This window comes from Bradyrhizobium sp. HKCCYLRH3061, assembly GCF_051168015.1.
Lineage (GTDB): Bacteria > Pseudomonadota > Alphaproteobacteria > Rhizobiales > Xanthobacteraceae > Bradyrhizobium.
Map to the genome: position 1 here is coordinate 1 of NZ_JBNPUE010000023.1, position 18,291 is coordinate 18,291.

14 protein-coding genes and 2 tRNA genes are annotated in these 18,291 nt (G+C 65.3%); 7 read left to right on the forward strand and 9 right to left on the reverse strand.

The genetic code is table 11. From position 1 onward, the window contains the following. The first annotated feature begins 62 nt into the window (after nt 1-62). Complete coding sequence (pepT, locus tag ACQR2C_RS28755; protein ID WP_434882627.1) at nt 63-1,319, forward strand: peptidase T; 1,257 nt, start codon at nt 63-65, stop codon at nt 1,317-1,319. Nucleotides 1,320-1,337: 18 nt separating this feature from the next. Here the strand turns inward: pepT and ACQR2C_RS28760 are convergent, their stop codons facing one another. Next, nucleotides 1,338-2,195: a class I SAM-dependent methyltransferase gene (locus ACQR2C_RS28760; protein ID WP_434882660.1), complete on the reverse strand. Its 858-nt coding sequence runs from the start codon at nt 2,193-2,195 to the stop codon at nt 1,338-1,340. A gap of 223 nt (nt 2,196-2,418) precedes the next feature. Between ACQR2C_RS28760 and ACQR2C_RS28765 the strand changes: the two genes are divergently transcribed. Next, nucleotides 2,419-3,246, forward strand: a complete 828-nt coding sequence (locus ACQR2C_RS28765; protein ID WP_434882628.1) for a metallophosphoesterase — start codon at nt 2,419-2,421, stop codon at nt 3,244-3,246. On the opposite strand, the gene ACQR2C_RS28770 is transcribed toward ACQR2C_RS28765, so the two are convergent. Then, a complete protein-coding gene (locus tag ACQR2C_RS28770) occupies nt 3,185-3,670 on the reverse strand; it encodes a Crp/Fnr family transcriptional regulator (protein ID WP_315799690.1) in 486 nt (161 codons plus the stop codon). The two genes, ACQR2C_RS28765 and ACQR2C_RS28770, sit on opposite strands and share 62 nt — an antisense overlap. Nucleotides 3,671-3,882: 212 nt before the next feature. Between ACQR2C_RS28770 and ACQR2C_RS28775 the strand changes: the two genes are divergently transcribed. Beyond that, complete coding sequence (locus tag ACQR2C_RS28775; protein ID WP_316217851.1) at nt 3,883-4,092, forward strand: hypothetical protein; 210 nt, start codon at nt 3,883-3,885, stop codon at nt 4,090-4,092. 37 nt (nt 4,093-4,129) lie between these two features. Here ACQR2C_RS28775 and ACQR2C_RS28780 read toward each other — a convergent pair. From ACQR2C_RS28780 to ACQR2C_RS28805, 6 genes are all read right to left on the reverse strand, one after another. After that, nucleotides 4,130-4,206, reverse strand: a tRNA-Val gene (locus tag ACQR2C_RS28780). A 180-nt stretch (nt 4,207-4,386) separates the two neighbouring features. Further along, nucleotides 4,387-6,810 carry an endopeptidase La gene (gene lon, locus ACQR2C_RS28785; RefSeq protein ID WP_006611021.1) on the reverse strand — a complete coding sequence of 808 codons (2,424 nt, stop codon included), beginning with the start codon at nt 6,808-6,810 and terminating at the stop codon, nt 4,387-4,389. A gap of 327 nt (nt 6,811-7,137) precedes the next feature. Beyond that, complete coding sequence (clpX, locus tag ACQR2C_RS28790; RefSeq protein WP_012044595.1) at nt 7,138-8,412, reverse strand: ATP-dependent Clp protease ATP-binding subunit ClpX; 1,275 nt, start codon at nt 8,410-8,412, stop codon at nt 7,138-7,140. Between the two features lie 445 nt (nt 8,413-8,857). Beyond that, nucleotides 8,858-9,490, reverse strand: coding sequence for an ATP-dependent Clp protease proteolytic subunit (locus tag ACQR2C_RS28795; protein WP_172109612.1), 633 nt, complete (start codon nt 9,488-9,490; stop codon nt 8,858-8,860). Nucleotides 9,491-9,786: 296 nt separating this feature from the next. Next, nucleotides 9,787-11,145, reverse strand: coding sequence for a trigger factor (tig, locus tag ACQR2C_RS28800; protein ID WP_315799688.1), 1,359 nt, complete (start codon nt 11,143-11,145; stop codon nt 9,787-9,789). Between the two features lie 172 nt (nt 11,146-11,317). Then, nucleotides 11,318-11,402, reverse strand: a tRNA-Leu gene (locus tag ACQR2C_RS28805). A 174-nt stretch (nt 11,403-11,576) separates the two neighbouring features. On the opposite strand from ACQR2C_RS28805, the gene ACQR2C_RS28810 reads away from it, so the two are divergent. Continuing rightward, nucleotides 11,577-12,881, forward strand: a complete 1,305-nt coding sequence (locus ACQR2C_RS28810) for a multicopper oxidase domain-containing protein (protein ID WP_434882661.1) — start codon at nt 11,577-11,579, stop codon at nt 12,879-12,881. A 27-nt stretch (nt 12,882-12,908) separates the two neighbouring features. After that, nucleotides 12,909-13,991: an enolase C-terminal domain-like protein gene (locus ACQR2C_RS28815; RefSeq protein ID WP_434882629.1), complete on the forward strand. Its 1,083-nt coding sequence runs from the start codon at nt 12,909-12,911 to the stop codon at nt 13,989-13,991. A gap of 212 nt (nt 13,992-14,203) precedes the next feature. Here ACQR2C_RS28815 and ACQR2C_RS28820 read toward each other — a convergent pair whose 3' ends face one another. After that, complete coding sequence (locus ACQR2C_RS28820; protein WP_315799686.1) at nt 14,204-15,703, reverse strand: NAD(P)H-hydrate dehydratase; 1,500 nt, start codon at nt 15,701-15,703, stop codon at nt 14,204-14,206. Nucleotides 15,704-16,242: 539 nt separating this feature from the next. On the opposite strand from ACQR2C_RS28820, the gene ACQR2C_RS28825 reads away from it, so the two are divergent. Together ACQR2C_RS28825 and glnA are read left to right on the forward strand one after the other, a co-directional pair. Next, nucleotides 16,243-16,581: a P-II family nitrogen regulator gene (locus ACQR2C_RS28825; protein ID WP_009027873.1), complete on the forward strand. Its 339-nt coding sequence runs from the start codon at nt 16,243-16,245 to the stop codon at nt 16,579-16,581. Nucleotides 16,582-16,804: 223 nt separating this feature from the next. After that, nucleotides 16,805-18,214: a type I glutamate--ammonia ligase gene (gene glnA / locus ACQR2C_RS28830; protein ID WP_315799685.1), complete on the forward strand. Its 1,410-nt coding sequence runs from the start codon at nt 16,805-16,807 to the stop codon at nt 18,212-18,214. Nucleotides 18,215-18,291 lie beyond the last annotated feature (77 nt).

The following is an 18,291-nucleotide window of genomic DNA, read 5'->3' on the forward strand; positions in this document are numbered from 1 at the left end:
CTCTCTCTCTCTCTCTCTCTCTCTCTCTCTCTCTCTCTCTCTCTCTCTCTCTCGTGGTGCCCATGTCCGACCCGCTTCGCAGCTATACCCACTCCGTCACCGAGCGCCTGCTCCGCTATGCCGTGATCGACACCCAGTCGGACCCGACGTCGCCGACCTGCCCTTCGACGCTCAAACAGAAGAATCTCGGCCGGCTGCTGGCGGCCGAGCTCCAGGCGATGGGACTTTCGGACGCCCATCTGGACGACCACGGCTACGTCTACGCGACCATCCCCGCCACCACCGACAAGGCGGTGCCGGTGATCTGCTTCTGCTCGCACATGGATACGTCGCCCGACTGCTCCGGGGCGAACGTGAAGCCGCAGATCGTACGCAACTACCAGGGCGGCGACATCGTGCTGCCGGGAGACCCGAGCCAGATCATCCGTGCGGCTGAGCATCCTGCATTGAAGGACCAGATCGGCAGCGACATCGTCACCACCGACGGCACGACCCTGCTCGGGGCCGACAACAAGGCCGGTATCGCCGAGATCATGGACGCGGCGCAGTTCCTGATCGGCAATCCGCAGATCAAGCACGGCACCATCAAGATCCTTTTCACGCCGGACGAGGAGATCGGCCGCGGCGTCGACAGGGTCGACCTGAAGAAGCTGGGCGCGGACTTCGGCTATACGATGGATGGCGAGACCGCCGGCAACATCGAGGACGAGACCTTCTCCGCCGACGGCGCCACCATCCTCATCAACGGCGTCAGCGCCCATCCCGGCTTTGCCAAGGGCAAGATGGAGCACGCCATCAAGATCGCATCTGCGATCATCGAGCGGCTCCCGAAGGATGGCTGCTCGCCGGAGACGACGGAGGGCAAGGAAGGCTTCCTGCATCCGGTCGGGATCTCCGGCGCGCTCGAACAGGCGCGGCTCGACTTCATCGTGCGCGATTTCAGCGAGCAGGGCCTGCGGCAGAAGGAAGCGCTGCTCGAGGACATCGTCAGGGATGTCCTGAAGGACTATCCGCGCTCGACCTATCGGATGGAGGTCCGGCAGCAATACCGCAACATGAAGGAGGTCATCGACCGGCATCCGGAGATCGTGACCTATGCCGAGGAGGCGATCCGCCGCGCCGGACTGACGCCGGTCCGGACATCGATCCGCGGCGGCACCGACGGTTCGCGGCTGTCGTTCATGGGCCTGCCCTGCCCCAACATCTTCGCCGGCGAGCATGCCTTCCACTCGCGTCTCGAATGGGTCAGCGTCAAGGACATGGAGAAGGCGGCGCAGACCATCGTCCATCTGGCGATGATCTGGGAAGAGCGCTCCTGAGCGCCGTCCGGCGCCGCGTCAGGCGCGCGCCGTCACCAGCCAGATCGAGCCCGACAGCGTGACGCTGCCGCCATCCTGATGCTGTGCGAGCAGCTCGCGTACCGAGAGACGCGCCGCATCGCGCGTCTCCGCCGGGTGCCCTTCCAGCGCGCGGCTGGCGGGGCCGATCTCGAAGGCCGATTGCACCGCCGCGTCGAGACCCTGTCCGCGGGCGATGTCGAGTGACAGCGGATGTGCCTGCAGCGCGACGTCGCTGAAGCCGGCCTCGCCGAGGATCCGCGTCACCCGCGCCTCGGATGCGAACGCGAACGGACCCGGATCCTCCGGCGCCATCTCCGGCAGCTTCGGGACGTGGCGATAGACCGCCTGCAGCGGCGCAATCATCCAGGGATTGGCCTTCGGCTCGCGCCAGCAGGCGAACACGACCCGGCCGCCCGGCTTCAGCGCGCGGCGGATGTTGGCGAACGACGCCACCGGATCGGCAAAGAACATCACCCCGAACCGCGACACCAGCAGATCAAAGCTCGCCGGCGCGAACGGATGCACGGTGGCGTCGGCCAGCACGAATTCGGTGGCGAGCCCGGCCGGCGCGACGGCCCGCGCCCGCGCCAGCATCGGCGCGGAAATGTCGACGCCGAGCACATGCCCGCCCGGGCTCACCTGCCCGGCCAGCGCGATCGACAGGCCGCCACAACCACAGCCGATGTCGAGCACACGATCTCCCGGCCTGGCCGCGATGCGGTCGATCAGGATCTGCGACACCGGCGCAAGCAGGACGTCCTGCGCCTCCTGGCGATCCGACCAGCGCTGTCCGCCCGGGCCGTTCCAATAGGCGATCTGGTCGGCGTTGCGGTCGTCTCCTGAAGGCAATTGCATGACGCGCCTTGTCTGGTTGAGATCATCGAGAGAGTAGGCATCGCGCATGCGCGGGTCTTGCCTGTCAAGGCACGAGCGCGCGATGGCTCGCGCCAACATCATACCGGCGAGCTCGACAGACCAGAGGACGACCTGGTCTTGCCGGCGCCCGCAGTTTCAAGATGCAATAGCCCGGGCAGAATATGGTCCCGCTCTTGCTTCGATCCTGCGCGTCAGGAGCCTCATGCGCTGTCTCATCGTTGCCGATCTTCACTACACGTTGCCGCAGTTCGACTGGCTGGTCGCCGCGGCCGAGCATTTCGACATGGTGGTGTTCGCCGGCGATGCGCTCGACCTTGCCTCGATCGTGGACATCCGCGCCCAGATCGTCGTCGTGAAGAAGTATCTCGGGCTGCTCGCCGCCAGGACGCGCGTGATGATCTGCTCCGGCAATCACGACCTGGAGGAGCGTAGCGCGGACGGCGAGAAGATCGCGGCTTGGCTCAGCACGGTCCGCGAGCTCGGCATCGCCTCCGATGGCGACGATCTCCTGGTTGGCGACATCATGTTCTCGGTCTGCCCGTGGTGGGATGGCCCGCGCGTGAAGGCCGCGATCACGCGCCAGCTCGAAGCCGCCGCCGCACGCAGACCCGAACGCTGGATCTGGGTGCATCATGCGCCGCCGGCCGCCTCGCCGGTGAGCTGGGGCGGCAAGCGCTTCTTCGGCGACACCGAGCTCGAAGGCTTCATCGCGCGCCATCGGCCAACGATGGTGATCTCCGGCCACGTCCACCAGTCGCCCTTCATCACGAACGGATCCTGGTTCGATCGCGTCGGTGAGACCTGGGTCTTCAACACCGGACGGCAGCCCGGGCGCCCGCCGACCTACATGGTGCTCGACACCGAGGCCCGGCGCGCGTTCTGGCTGTCGGCGGGGCAGGCCGAATGGATCGACCTCGCCGGACGGCTGGAGCGCCCGGCCCAGCCGGTGACAGCGGCGCCCGACTGGCTCAGAGCCGTGGATCGGATTCCAGATCCGTTCCTGGCGAGACCTGCTGCGGCGGCAGGTTGACCATGCTCTGCAGGACGTCGCCGACCATCGCGAGGTGCGTGCCATGGCCGGCATATTGCCGCTTGAGGTCGGCCAGATAGGTATTGGCGACATTGAGCCGCTGCGCCAGCATGCGCGCGATCGCCAGCGTCGCCTCGGGATTCTCGGCCAAGAAGCGCGGCGCATTGGGGATCTCATAGATCCGGCACTCGGCAAGCGCCCGCACGGTCGCCGTGTGCGGCTGCTCCAGCAGCAGCGACATCTCGCCGAACAGCGCACCCGGCTCGGAGACGACGGCCACCGTGGCCCCGGCCTTGATGACCTCCAGCCGCCCGTCCAGCAGGATGTAGAGATGCCCGGTGCTGTGGCCCTCCTCCAGCAGGTCGGAGCCAGCCGCGATGATGCGTTCGTGTCCGCCTGTGCAGTGACGCAGGAAGTCGGTCATCGTTTCGTCCGCGATGTTTCACCCCGCGCGAAGCTAGCCGAAGAAGAGCTGGTCACCACGCGAAATCGTTCTGACACTTCGTAGTGGCCGCCGAAAAGGATTCTAAACCCTGTCCCACGGCGACGTCCCGCAGCACCTACGCTTCACCACGAGGCTGCGGTATAGCCATCCTGCTACCTCTGACAGAGGTTCAAATGGGGGAATGGGTCGTCATGCAACAATGGGTCGTGGAGCTGATCGTCTCCTGGCTTCCCTTCATCTTCCTGATCGGGGTTTGGTTCTTGCTCAGCCGTCGCGGCGGATTGGGTCCCAGCGCGAAGGTGGTTCAGCTCTACGAGCAGCAGATCGATGAAACCAGACGTACGAACACGCTTCTGGAAAGGATCGCGGTCAGCCTGGAAAAACAGCGCCTGCCGCAATAGCCACCGCAATTCGAGCGCGCCTGCCGGCAGATCCGAGTGGTAGGCGGCGAGAGATTCGAACTCCCGACCCTCTCGGTGTAAACGAGATGCTCTAACCAGCTGAGCTAGCCGCCCTCACGTCGCGCTTCTTTACCCCCTGCCCGATCCGCAATCAACGCCGGAACCACGCGGCGGCAGCGAGAAACCGCCGCAGCGGGAACGGTGGGGCAGACCCCGCACGCTCGAAGTCAGTGGCTCGATCCCGCAAACGAAAACGGCGCCGTTCGGGCGCCGTTTCCTTGTTCTGTTCGGTCGTCAGTGGGCGGTCAGGCCGCCGGCGGCTTCGTCGCCATCGGCCTTCACGGGCACCTTGGTGTCCTCTTCCCAGACGATCGGCACCGGCTTGCGGACCAGGGCCCGGGCGACGACGTCGTCGAGACGGGCGACCGGGATGATCTCCATGCCGCCCTTGATCGCATCGGAAATCTCCGTGAGATCCTTGGCGTTGTCCTCGGGGATCAGCACCGTCTTGATGCCGCCGCGGGCCGCAGCCAACAGCTTCTCCTTCAGACCGCCGATCGGCAGCACACGACCACGCAAGGTGATCTCGCCGGTCATCGCGACGTCGTGACGGACCGGGATGCCGGTCATCACCGAGATGATGGTCGTCGCCATCGCGACGCCCGCCGACGGTCCGTCCTTCGGGGTTGCTCCCTCCGGCACGTGGACGTGGATGTCACGCCGGTCGAACAGCGGCGGCTCGATGCCGTAGTTGATCGCCCGCGAGCGGACGAACGAGGCCGCCGCCGAGATCGACTCCTTCATGACGTCGCGCAGATTGCCCGTCACCGTCATCTTGCCCTTGCCGGGCATCATGACGCCTTCGATCGTCAGCAGCTCGCCACCGACATCGGTCCAGGCCAAGCCCGTCACGATGCCGACCTGATCGTCGCTCTCGATCTCGCCGAAGCGGTACTTCGGAACACCCAAGAATTCCTCGACGGTCTTCTCGGTGATCTTCACCGACTTCTTCTTGGACATCATGAGCTCCTTCACGGCCTTGCGGGCCAGTGTGGAAATCTCACGCTCCAGATTACGCACGCCCGCTTCGCGGGTGTAGCGCCGGATCACGAGCAGCAACGCGTCGTCGTCGATCGACCACTCCTTCGAGTCCAGGCCGTGCTTCGAGATCGCGCTGGGGATCAGGTGCTTGCGGGCGATCTCGAGCTTTTCGGTCTCGGTGTAGCCCGCGATGCGGATGATCTCCATGCGGTCCATCAGCGGTCCGGGAATATTCAGCGTATTCGCGGTCGTGATGAACATCACGTTCGACAGGTCGTAGTCGACCTCCAGATAGTGATCGTTGAACGTCGTGTTCTGCTCGGGGTCCAGGACCTCCAGCAGCGCCGACGAGGGATCACCCCGGAAGTCCGAGCCCATCTTGTCGATCTCGTCCAGCAGGAAGAGCGGATTCGAGGTCTTGGCCTTGCGCATCGACTGGATGATCTTGCCGGGCATCGAGCCGATATAGGTCCGGCGATGACCGCGGATCTCCGCCTCGTCGCGCACGCCGCCCAGCGACACGCGAACGAACTCGCGCCCCGTGGCCTTCGCGATCGACTTGCCGAGCGAGGTCTTGCCGACGCCGGGAGGTCCGACCAGGCACAGGATCGGGCCGGTCAGCTTGTTGGCGCGCGACTGCACCGCCAGGTACTCGACGATGCGGTCCTTGACCTTCTCCAGCCCATAGTGATCCGCATCCAGAACCGCCTGAGCGGCCTCCAGATCCTTCTTCACCTTGGACTTCTTGTTCCACGGGATCGACAGCAGCCAATCCAGGTAGTTGCGCACGACGGTCGCTTCCGCGGACATCGGCGACATCTGGCGCAGCTTCTTCAGCTCGTGCTGGGCCTTCTCGCGCGCTTCCTTGGAGAGCTTGGTCTTGTTGATGCGCTCTTCCAGATCGGCGAGCTCGTCACGGCCGTCCTCGTCGCCCAGCTCCTTCTGAATGGCCTTCATCTGCTCATTCAGGTAGTACTCGCGCTGGGTCTTCTCCATCTGGCGCTTCACACGCGAGCGGATGCGCTTCTCGACCTGCAGCACCGAGATCTCGCTCTCCATCAGGCCAAGCACCTTCTCCAGGCGCGTGGTGACGGACAGCGTCTCCAGGATGCCCTGGCGATCCGCGATCTTGACGGCGAGATGCGAGGCGACGGTGTCGGCCAGCTTGCCGAAATCGGTGATCGACTGAACGACGCCGACGACCTCGGCCGAGATCTTCTTGTTCAGCTTCACATAGCTCTCGAAGTCCGACACGACGGAGCGGCCCAGCGCTTCGGCCTCGACCGACTTGGCGTCGGTGTCCTCGAGCGCAACGGCAGTGGCTTCGTAGTAGTCGGCGCGATCGGTGTACTTCTCGACGCGCGCGCGCTCCAGGCCTTCGACCAGCACCTTCACGGTGCCGTCGGGCAGCTTCAGGAGTTGCAGCACGCTGGCGAGCGTCCCGGTCTCGTAGATCGCATCCGGAGCTGGATCGTCGTCGGACGCGTTCTTCTGCGTCGCCAGCATCACCAGCGCGTCGTTCTTCATCACCTCTTCGAGGGCGCGGATGGATTTCTCGCGGCCGACGAACAGCGGAACGATGTTGTGCGGGAAGACGACGATGTCGCGGAGCGGCAGAACCGGATAGGCGTGGCTCTCGCCGTAAACGATGGTCGGCCGGGGTTTGGGGGTCGTCATGGCCTGTTCCTTTTGTTTAGCCCCCTTGCACGCAGTCCGCCATCGTGCGCAACCGCCACAAGGTGCGATCTGATCCGGACTTCACTGACGCGTCGATATCGCCCGCTTGTTTCGGATCGTTGTTGAGGCGAATCCCGGGATTGAGATTTGTATCGCCACGCGACATTAGGTGGCTATCGACCCGGGGGGTGTCAAGTATCGGTAAACACCCGCCAAAAATGGCTTTACGCGGCGGGACTCTGAAACGCTGCGATGCCGCGGACATGATGTCCGCGGCGATCGCCGATCTAATAAATCGAGGTCTTCTGTCTCTCGTACCAGCGCGCCTCACGCGCTGGCGCTGCTTTCCACCGCGCGATCGGACCGATCGGCGTAGATGTAGAGCGGACGGGCGGTGCCCTCGACCACTTCGCGCGAGATGACCACTTCCTCGACGCCCTCGAGGCCCGGCAGGTCGAACATCGTCTCAAGCAGGATGCTCTCGAGGATCGACCGCAGACCACGCGCGCCGGTCTTGCGCTCGATGGCCTTGCGGGCCACCGCGCCCAGAGCTTCGTCGGCGAAGGTGAGCTCGATGTTCTCCATCTCGAACAGCCGCTGATACTGCTTCACCAGCGCGTTCTTGGGCTCGGTCAGGATCTTCTTGAGCGAGTTCTCGTCGAGGTCCTCGAGCGTCGCAACGACCGGCAGACGGCCGACGAACTCGGGGATCAGGCCGTACTTCAGGAGATCCTCAGGCTCGACGTGACGGAAGATCTCGCCGGTGCGGCGGTCTTCCGGCGCCAGAACCTGGGCGGCGAAGCCGATCGAGGTCGACCGGCCGCGCGCCGAGATGATCTTCTCGAGGCCAGAGAACGCACCACCGCAGATGAACAGGATGTTGGTGGTGTCGACCTGCAGGAACTCCTGCTGCGGATGCTTGCGGCCGCCCTGCGGCGGGACCGACGCAACCGTGCCCTCCATGATCTTCAGCAGCGCCTGCTGGACGCCCTCGCCCGACACGTCGCGGGTGATCGAGGGATTGTCCGACTTGCGACTGATCTTGTCGATCTCGTCGATGTAGACAATGCCACGCTGCGCGCGCTCGACATTGTAGTCGGCCGCCTGCAAGAGCTTCAGGATGATGTTCTCGACGTCCTCACCGACATAGCCGGCCTCGGTCAGGGTCGTCGCATCAGCCATCGTGAACGGCACGTCCAGGATGCGGGCGAGCGTCTGCGCGAGCAGCGTCTTGCCCGATCCGGTCGGACCGATCAGCAGGATGTTCGACTTCGCGAGCTCGACGTCGGAGTGCTTGGTCTGGTGATTCAGCCGCTTGTAGTGGTTGTGGACGGCGACCGAGAGCACCTTCTTCGCGTGGTTCTGGCCGATGACGTAATCGTCCAGGACCTTGCAGATCTCCTTCGGGGTCGGAATCCCGTCGCGCGACTTGACCAGCGAGGACTTGTTCTCCTCGCGGATGATGTCCATGCAGAGTTCGACGCACTCGTCGCAGATGAAGACGGTTGGACCTGCGATCAGTTTGCGGACTTCGTGCTGGCTCTTGCCGCAGAACGAGCAATATAGCGTGTTCTTCGAGTCGCTCGTGCCGACCTTACTCATTCCTGTCTCCGTCCGCGGTTCGCTCTTGTCCGCTCGTTCGTTCCGATCCGGCACGGGCCGGACCAGACTGGTGAAAGAGCAAATTTCGTACCAAAATTAACACCTTGTTCTTCACCTGTCGTGCGCCCACGACCTACGCGAATCCCCCACGATCCATAACTGGACACTCTAGCCAATCATGCTGTCATCCGACTATCAAGAATTCGCTAATCGGAGCACAGACCCTAGACCGTGACATTACCGTGATTTTGGGGCTTGACACGGTAAGAGCACGCGAAATCAGCGGAGCGTTGCGTGTTTGCCACGCCTATTTGCCGGCCGCACGGCAAGGTTGCGACCCTTTTGGGACCCCACCTCAGTACCTTTGCCGGCCCGGGCCGACAAAGGTGATGCTGTGCGCTCCGAGGCGGGTCAAACGAACCCCGCCTCGTTTATTACGGAGGGCTCACTTGCCCATCGCCGCCGGATCTTCCGGCCGCTTGTCGAGAACCTTGTCGATCAGGCCGAACTCCTGGGCGGCTTCCGCCGTGAGGAATTTGTCGCGCTCCAGGGCGTCCTCGATCGCCTTGTAAGGCTGGCCGGTGTGCTTGACGTAGATCTCGTTGAGCCGCTTCTTCAGGTTCAGGATCTCCTGGGCGTGCAGCATGATATCGGTCGCCTGGCCCTGGAACCCGCCGGACGGCTGATGCACCATGATGCGCGAGTTCGGCAGCGAGAAGCGCATGTCCTTGTGGCCGGCACAGAGCAGCAACGAGCCCATCGAGGCCGCCTGGCCGGTGCACAGCGTCGACACCGCCGGACGGATGAATTGCATCGTGTCGTAGATCGCGAGGCCCGACGTCACCACGCCACCGGGCGAGTTGATGTACATCGCGATTTCCTTCTTCGGGTTCTCGGCCTCGAGGAACAGCAGCTGCGCGACGATCAGGGTCGCCATGCCGTCCTCGACCGGACCGGTCACGAAGATGATGCGCTCCTTCAGGAGGCGCGAGAAGATGTCGTAGGCGCGCTCACCGCGGTTGGTCTGTTCGACCACCATGGGCACAAGGTTCATATAGGTTTCGACGGGATCGCGCATGAATCACCCAAGGGTTGGACCAGCAGTTGAGACGACCGGCCGCCGCAGGTGAGGCTCATTCAACGAGCAGCGACGGACAGGTGTCCCGTGATGCAGAACTTCAAGACCGAGCCCACAGATATGGACCAATTTGCCGGTGACAAGACCGGGCCCCTGGCCAGCCGCGAGCGAGGTCGTTGCTCTGTTCAAGCTGATTCCCGCGGCGGCGGCCAGCACCCGAACCGGGTTGACCGGCGCTTTCGCCGGTCAACCTTAATCACGCGCTTATGTCGCGAACCCTACGATGGGCGGCCTTTTCAGGCCGCCTTGTCGCTGTCGTCGTCCTTGAACAGCTCGTCCTTGGAGACCTTCTTCTCGGTCACATTGGCGAGCTCGAGGATGAAGTCGACGACCTTGTCCTCGTAGATCGGCGCGCGCAGCTGCGCGAGCGCCTGCGGGTTGCTGCGATAGAAGTCCCAGACCTCCTTCTCGCGGCCCGGCATCGAGCGCGCACGCTCGATCACGGCGCGGCTGACCTCGTCGTCGGTCACGGTGATCTTGTTCTTCTCGCCGATCTCGGAGAGCACGAGGCCGAGGCGCACGCGGCGGTCGGCGATGGTGCGGTACTCCTCCTTCGCCTTGTCCTCGGTGGTGTTCTCGTCGGCGAAGGTCTTGCCGCTGGAATCCATCTCGGCCTTGACCGAGTTCCACATCAGGTTGAACTCCTCGTCGATCAACGACGGCGGCGCATCGAACTTATGGGTCTCGTCGAGACGGTCGAGCAGCGCGCGCTTGACGCGCTGGCGGGTCGCCTGGCTGAACTCGCCGGCGAGACGATCGCGCATCAGCTGCTTCAGCTTGTCGAGCGATTCCAGGCCGAGCGTCTTGGCGAACTCGTCGTCCACCACCTTGTCTTCCGGCGCCTCGATCGCGGTCGCCGTGGTCTCGAACTCCGCGGCCTTACCGGCGAGCTCGTTGTTCAGGTAGTTGGTCGGGAACGTGACCTTGAGCGTACGGGTCTCGCCGACGCCGATGCCGACCAGTTGGTCCTCGAAACCGGGGATGAAGGTGTTGGAGCCGATAACGACGTCGATGCCCTCGCCGGTGCCGCCCTCGAAGGCGACGCCGTCGATCGTGCCCTTGAAGTTGATCTTCACGCGGTCGCCGTTCTCGGCCTTCGCGCCATCGGCCTTGGCGGCGTAGCTACGGTTGGCATCGGCCAGGCGCTTGATCGCCTCGTCGACGTCGGCGTCGGTGATGTCGGCCACCGGCTTTTCGACCGAGAAGGTCTTGAAGTCGGCGAGCGCGATCGCCGGCACGACCTCGACGGCCACGGTGTAGGTCAGGTCGGACTCGCCAGCGAGGATCTTCTCGACCTCGGCTTCCTCGGTCGGCATCGTCACCTTGGGCTCGGTGGCCAGGCGGAAGCCGCGCTCGGTGAAGATCTGCGTGTTGGTGTCGCGGATGGTCTGGTCGATGGTCTCGGCCATGACCGACTTGCCGTAGATCTTCTTCAGATGCGCGACCGGCACCTTGCCGGGGCGGAAGCCGTTGATGCGGACCTTGTCCTTGAGATCGACCAGCTTGGCATCCGCCTTGGCGTCGAGATCCGCCGCCGGAACGCTGATCTGGAACTCGTGCTTCAAGCCTTCCGACAAGGTTTCTGTGACCTGCATGGCGTCAATCTTCTTCCGCTTCGGTCCGGACCCTTGCGATCCGGACACATCTGACTCAATTGTGGACGACGCGCGGCAAAGGGCCTTGCGTCGGTGGGATCGGCGGCCCCGCTTCTCTGTGCGAGAGAACGGGTTCGCCGGTAAAACTAGGGGCAAACGCCGGAGAAGCGCTTGGTGCGGGCGGAGGGACTCGAACCCCCACAACTTTCGTCACTGGAACCTAAATCCAGCGCGTCTACCAGTTCCGCCACGCCCGCGTGAACTGCATCGATAGCCCGGCCGCGGTGCCGCGGGCGGCGCGGCTTATACCACGCACGAAACCGTCCGCAGCAAAAAAATGGGCTGTCGAAAGCACCACCGGCAGGCCGATCGACCGTGTCGAACGCACAGATAAGGGAAAACAGCATGATCCGCATCCCCCTCATTGCACGATGTTTTGTCGCATGACGGAATCGTCGGAGGGGCTCAGCCGCCGCGCCCTGCTCGGCGGCCTCGCGGCAGCCGGCGCGGCCTCGTTTGCCCGCCCGGCGCGGGCCGCTCGCCGAATCTCGGTTTCGTTGAACGCTCGCGGCGAATCTCTCGTGCTGGCCCAGGGACGCGCGGCCAGCCCGCTCTGGCGGCTGGCAGCACCGGCCCCGGTGGTCCGGCTTGCCCGCGGCACGGCCCTGGATCTCGACCTTTCGAATGGCCTTACGATCCCCGCCGCGCTGTCCAGCCGCGGCCTCGCTTTGCCCGCCCCGCTGCTGGCGCAGGCGGAGATCGGCCCCGGCGGCCGGGCCACCATTCCAGCCCTGGCGTCGCGGGCCGGGACCGGCCTGCTCGACCTGCGGCTGCTGGCCGACGTCGTGGCGATCCGCCCGCTGCCTGTCATCGTCGATGAGGCCGCGACGGTAACTGTCGACCGCGACGAGGTTTTCCTGATCGAGGACTTCAGGCTCAAGGCCGACGGCACCGCGGTTGCGCCGGGAACCGAGGCGACGGACGCCGAGCTCCTCTACACCGTCAATGGGCAGACCCAGCCCGAGATCGCGCTGCGGACCCATGCGCGGGTCAGGCTGCGGTTCATCAATGGCTGTCAACGCGCTGTGATCGCGATCAAAATCGCCGACCTCGACGCCGTCCGCGTGATGGCCATCGACGGCCAGCCGGCCGAGCCTTTCCTGGCGCGCAACGGCGCCGTGGTGCTGCCGCCCGGCGGCCGGACCGATGTGTTCATCGACATGCCCGCGGCCAGGACGGCGCTCGACGTGCTATTGCACGACGGCAGCAATGCGCGCCCCATCGCCCGGCTGGTGACGGCGAGCGAGCCGCCACTCCGTGCCGCCCCACTGCCGCCGGCGCCAGCTTTGCCGTCGAACGGCTTGCCGGACAGACTGGACCTCAAGACGGCCGTTCGGGCCGAACTCGCTCTCGACGGCGCCGAGTGGCGACCACCCGGCCAGTTCAGCGCCACCGCCGAACCCGCCTTGCAGGCGAAGGCCGGCCGGGTGGTCGTGCTGGCCCTCACCAACAAGACCGCCGCCTCCCGTGTGGTCCATTTGCACGGCCAGCCGTTCCGGCTGCTCGACCAGCTCGACGACGGCTGGAAGCCCTATTGGCTCGACACGCTGGCACTGGAGGCCGGCCAGACCCAGCGCATTGCGTTCCTTGCCGAGCAGTCCGGCCGGTTCCTGGTCGAGAGCATGGCGACCAGCTGGGCAGCGCCGCGCCTGCTGCGATGGTATGAGATCCGGTGAGGAAACGAACCTGAGGGAACAGTCCCCATGACCATCGCTGCCATCACCGGGGTCACGGCGCGCGCCGTGATCACGCCCATGAAGCGCCCCTTGCGCAACGCGTTCGGCATCATCGACTCCGGACCGCTGGTGCTGATCGACGTCGCCACCGATCAGGGGGTTACCGGCCACTCCTACCTGTTCGCTTACACCAGGATCGCGTTGAAACCGCTACTGCATCTGGTCGAGGAGATCGGCCGCGAGCTCAATGGCCAGGCCCTGGTCCCGTTCGACCTGATGAAACTCATGGACGCCAAATTCCGCCTGCTCGGCTGGCAGGGCCTCGTCGGCATGGCCGTCTCGGGCCTCGACATGGCGTTCTGGGACGCGCTCGGTCAGCTCGCCGGCAAGCCCGTCGTCGAGCTGCTCGGCGGCACGGCGCGGCCGATTCCGGCCTATGACAGCTATGGCGTGCTCGATGCAAAGGACGACGAGCGCATCTTGCGCGCCGCGCGCGACGAGCACGGCTTCCGCGCCATCAAGACCAAGGGCGGTCATGGCGATCTCGCGACCGACGAAGCGATGATCAAGGGCCTGCGCGCTTTGCTCGGCCCGGACATGGCGCTGATGCTCGACTTCAACCAGTCGCTCGATCCCCCGGAAGCCACGCGCAGAATCACGCGCCTTGCGGATTACGGCCTGACCTGGATCGAGGAGCCGGTGCCGCAGGAGAATCTCTCCGGCCATGCCCGGGTGCGCGAGCGGTCGGAGATCCCGATCCAGGCCGGCGAGAACTGGTGGTTTCCGCGCGGCTTTGCCGAGGCAATCGCGGCCGGCGCGTCCGACTTCATCATGCCCGACCTGATGAAGGTCGGCGGCATCACCGGCTGGCTCAACGTCGCGGGTCAGGCCGATGCCGCCTCGATCCCGATGTCGAGCCACATCCTGCCCGAGGCGAGCGCGCATGTCCTGGCGGTGACGCCGACGGCACACTGGCTGGAGGTGCTGGACTTCGCCGGCGCCATTCTCGCCGAGCCGCTGCAGGTGATTGACGGCAAGGTGACGGCGAAGGGCCCGGGCCTCGGGCTCGCGTGGAACGAGAGCGCGGTGGCGAAGTATCAGGTCACGTGAGCCGACCAGCGTTAGCTAGACGGTCCGACGTCACCGCAACCACAACTGTCATCGCCCGGGGTTGACCGGGCGATCCAGTACGCCGAAGCGGCCGCGATTGAATCTATGGGCCGCGGCGTACTGGATGCCCGCTGGAGCCTGTCATCGGGCTCGCCAAAGGCGAGACCCGGTGGCGGGCATGACAGTGTCTGCCGGGCGACGGCTCGCCCTGCTCAATACTCGATCCCGAACCGGTCATAGAGCCGCCGGAACACCGCGGGCAGCGTCTCCGTCAGGTCCTCGGCAATCAGCCCCGGCCCCGCCTCGTTGCCCGCCTCGCCATGCATCCAGACGCCGATGCAGGCGGCCTCGAACGCCGGCACACCCTGCGCCAGCATGCCGGCGATGATGCCGGCGAGCACGTCGCCGGCGCCGGCGGTGGCGAGCCAGGGCGGTGCGTTGGCGGCGATTGCGGCGCGGCCGTCGGGCGCGGCCACCGTCGTGTCGGCGCCCTTCAACAGCACCACGGCGCCGCAGCGCACCGCTGCCGCGCGGACGCGCTCCAGCTTGGAGCGGCCGGGATGCTTGTTGCTGAGATCGGAGAACAGCCGGGGGAACTCGCCCTCGTGCGGTGTCAGCACGATCTGCGCCTCGGCCATCGCCCTGAGCTGCTCGAACAGCCGCTCCGGCGCATCGGCGAAGCTCGTCAACGCGTCGGCATCGAGCACGAGGTGACGCTGCGCCGTGAGCGCGGTGTAGACGAGGTCGCGCGTGCGCTCGCTGACGCCGGTGCCGGGCCCGATGATGCAGGTGTTGTAGCGCTTGTCGCCGAGCAATTCGCCGAACGCGATCGCGGTGTCGGCGGCGCGCACCATCACCGCCGTCAGCGCCGCGGCATTGACCGCCAGCGCATCCCGCGGCGAGGCCAGCGTGACGAGGCCGGCGCCGGCCCGCAACGCGGCCCGCGCGGCCATCCGCGCCGCGCCCGTGGCGGTGACGTCGCCGGACATCGCCAGCACGTGCCCGCGGGCGTATTTGTGGCCGTCGATGCGTGGCACCGGAAAATGGCCCTGCCACAGCTCGGGATCGTTCTCGAAGGCCTGCGGCCTGATCTCCGCGAGCACCTGGGGAGCGATGCCGATGTCGGCGAGCCGGACGCGCCCGCAATGCTGGCGGCCCGGCAGCAGCAGATGCGCCGGCTTCTTGCGGAAGAAGGTCACCGTCTCGGTGGCGCGGACTGCGATGCCCATCACCGCGCCCGTGGTGCCGTTGATGCCGCTCGGCAGGTCGACCGCGAGCACCGGCGCGCCATTGCCGTTGATCGCTGCGATGACGTCATGAGGCTCGCCGGTGACGGGCCGGCTGAGGCCGGCGCCGAACAGCGCGTCGATGATCAGCGCCGGCCTGCCGATCGCCTGCGGCGTGAACGGCAGCACCGGAAACTTCCAGCCCTTGGCGGCGGAGGCCGCGTCGCCGTGCAACGCGTCGCGCTCGCACATCAGGATGACCGAGACGTCCCTGCCCTGCGCGGCGAGTTCGGCCGCGGCAACGAAGCCGTCGCCGCCATTGTTGCCCGGCCCGCAGACCACCACGATCGGCCCGGTCTCGACCAGGTCCATGGCCGCCTCGGCCACTGCCTGGCCGGCGCTCAGCATCAGCGAAAAGCCCGGCGTGCCGGCTGCGATCGTCAGCCGGTCGGCGCGCTCCATTTCGCTCGTGGTCAAGATTTCCATCGCCGCTCTCGTCCCCAGCCGCCGTCTAGCGCCGGCTGCGTGATATCGTCCCCATCGCGTCTCAGCGGGCGTCGGCGCCCCGTCCCGAGGAGCCGGCGCGCGCGAATCCCGCGCTTCCTATTGCCGCGCCGGCCCGCAACTTCCAAGGGCGCTGCGCGTCTGGCAAGACGCGACGAAACCCGGCATGTCGCCTTTTCCCTGGGCATTTCGGACAGCGCGCGTCTGGATCGTCGATGTCTGCACAACGTTTGATCTGTTTGCCTAATCTCAAGGCTCCGGTATTCTAGACGTTCCTTGAGGGAATCGTCAGGGCGCTCGTGAAATGCCTGATTATCGGCCCTATTTGGGCCCGTTAACGACTTGGCATAGACCCTGCTTTTGTGGAGCCACTTCGGCACGGGGCAAGTCGGGCAGTCAATCACCCGGCCTCCGCCGGAGAGTGTCGGGCCCGGTAGCGAAATGATCGAACGACCTGCGCGTGGGCGCAGCCTGACGATGACCCACCTGTTGTTTATAGCGGAATGCCCGGGAGGCGCTCAGTGAAGAAGATCGAAGCCATCATCAAGCCGTTCAAGCTCGACGAGGTGAAGGAGGCGCTTCAGGAAGTGGGACTTCAGGGCATCACCGTCACCGAAGCCAAGGGTTTTGGCCGGCAGAAGGGTCATGCCGAGCTGTACCGGGGCGCCGAATACATCGTCGATTTCCTGCCCAAGGTGAAGATCGAGATCGTGATCGGCGACGACCTGGTCGAGCGTGCGATCGAGGCGATCCGCCGCGCCGCCCAGACCGGCCGCATCGGCGACGGCAAGATCTTCGTGTCCAACATCGAGGAAGCGATCCGCATCCGAACCGGCGAATCCGGTCTGGACGCGATCTAGCCTGACCCGGGGCCTGGAACGGACCGTCCGCTCCGGGCCCTGCACAGAACGTTTGCTGCGCCAGCAGCCCTCACGGCAGCTCAGGCGTCCTCTGCGAGGCGCTTGCACGCGGCCGTTTTGGCGTTTCCGATATTGTCTTGGTCCCCGCGCGAGGCTAATGGAGCATGACCCGCGGACGCCGTCCCGCGCCGGGCCGTGACGTTATAAGCCAAGAGGGGTATTCATGAAGACCGCCAAGGACGTCTTGAAAGCAATCAAGGACAACGACGTCAAATATGTCGACCTCCGCTTCACCGACCCGCGGGGCAAGTGGCAGCACGTCACCTTCGACGTCAGCATGATCGACGAAGACATTTTTGCCGAAGGCACCATGTTCGACGGCTCCTCGATCGCCGGCTGGAAGGCGATCAATGAATCCGACATGTGCCTGATGCCCGACCCGGTCACCGCGACGATCGATCCGTTCTTCGCCGAAACCACCATGATCATCACCTGCGACGTGCTCGAGCCGACCACCGGCGAGCCGTACAATCGCGACCCCCGCGGCATCGCCAAGAAGGCCGAGGCGATGGTGAAGTCGATGGGCGTGGGCGACAGCGTGTTCGTCGGCCCGGAGGCCGAGTTCTTCGTGTTCGACGACGTCCGCTACAGCTCCTCGCCCTACAACACCGGCTTCCGCCTCGACTCCTCCGAGCTGCCGATCAACTCGGACACCGAGTATGAGGGCGGCAATCTCGGCCACCGCATCCGCACCAAGGCCGGCTACTTCCCGGTGCCGCCGCAGGACTCGGTGCAGGACATGCGCTCGGAGATGCTCGGCGCGATGGCGCGCATGGGCGTCAAGGTCGAGAAGCACCATCACGAGGTCGCTTCCGCCCAGCACGAGCTCGGCATGAAGTTCGACACGCTGACCCTGATGGCCGACCAGATGCAGATCTACAAGTACTGCATCCACCAGGTCGCGCACATCTACGGCAAGACCGCCACCTTCATGCCGAAGCCGGTCTATGGTGACAACGGCTCGGGCATGCACGTCCACCAGTCGATCTGGAAGGACGGCAAGCCGGTGTTCGCAGGCAACAAGTATTCCGACCTGTCGGAGACCTGCCTGTCCTACATCGCCGGCATCATCAAGCACGCCAAGGCGATCAACGCCTTCACCAACCCGTCGACCAACTCCTACAAGCGTCTGGTCCCGGGCTATGAGGCGCCGGTGCTGCTCGCCTACTCCGCGCGCAACCGCTCGGCCTCGTGCCGCATCCCCTACACTTCCTCGCCGAAGGCCAAGCGCGTCGAGGTCCGCTTCCCCGATCCGATGGCCAACCCCTATCTCGGCTTCGCCGCGATGCTGATGGCCGGCCTCGACGGCGTGAAGAACAAGCTCGATCCGGGCCCGGCGATGGACAAGGATCTCTACGACCTGCCGAAGGAAGAGCTGAAGCAGATCCCGACCGTCTGCGGCTCGCTCCGCGAGGCGCTCGAGAACCTCGACAAGGACCGCGCCTTCCTGAAGGCCGGCGGCGTGTTCGACGACGACTTCATCGACAGCTACATCGCGCTGAAGATGACCGAGGTCGAGCGCTTCGAAATGACCCCGCACCCGGTCGAGTTCGACATGTACTACTCGGGCTGATCGCCCGACACGATCGGCGGATCACGAAGGCGCCCCCTCGCGGGGCGCCTTTTTGTTAAATGGCGCGTTGTTTGTTG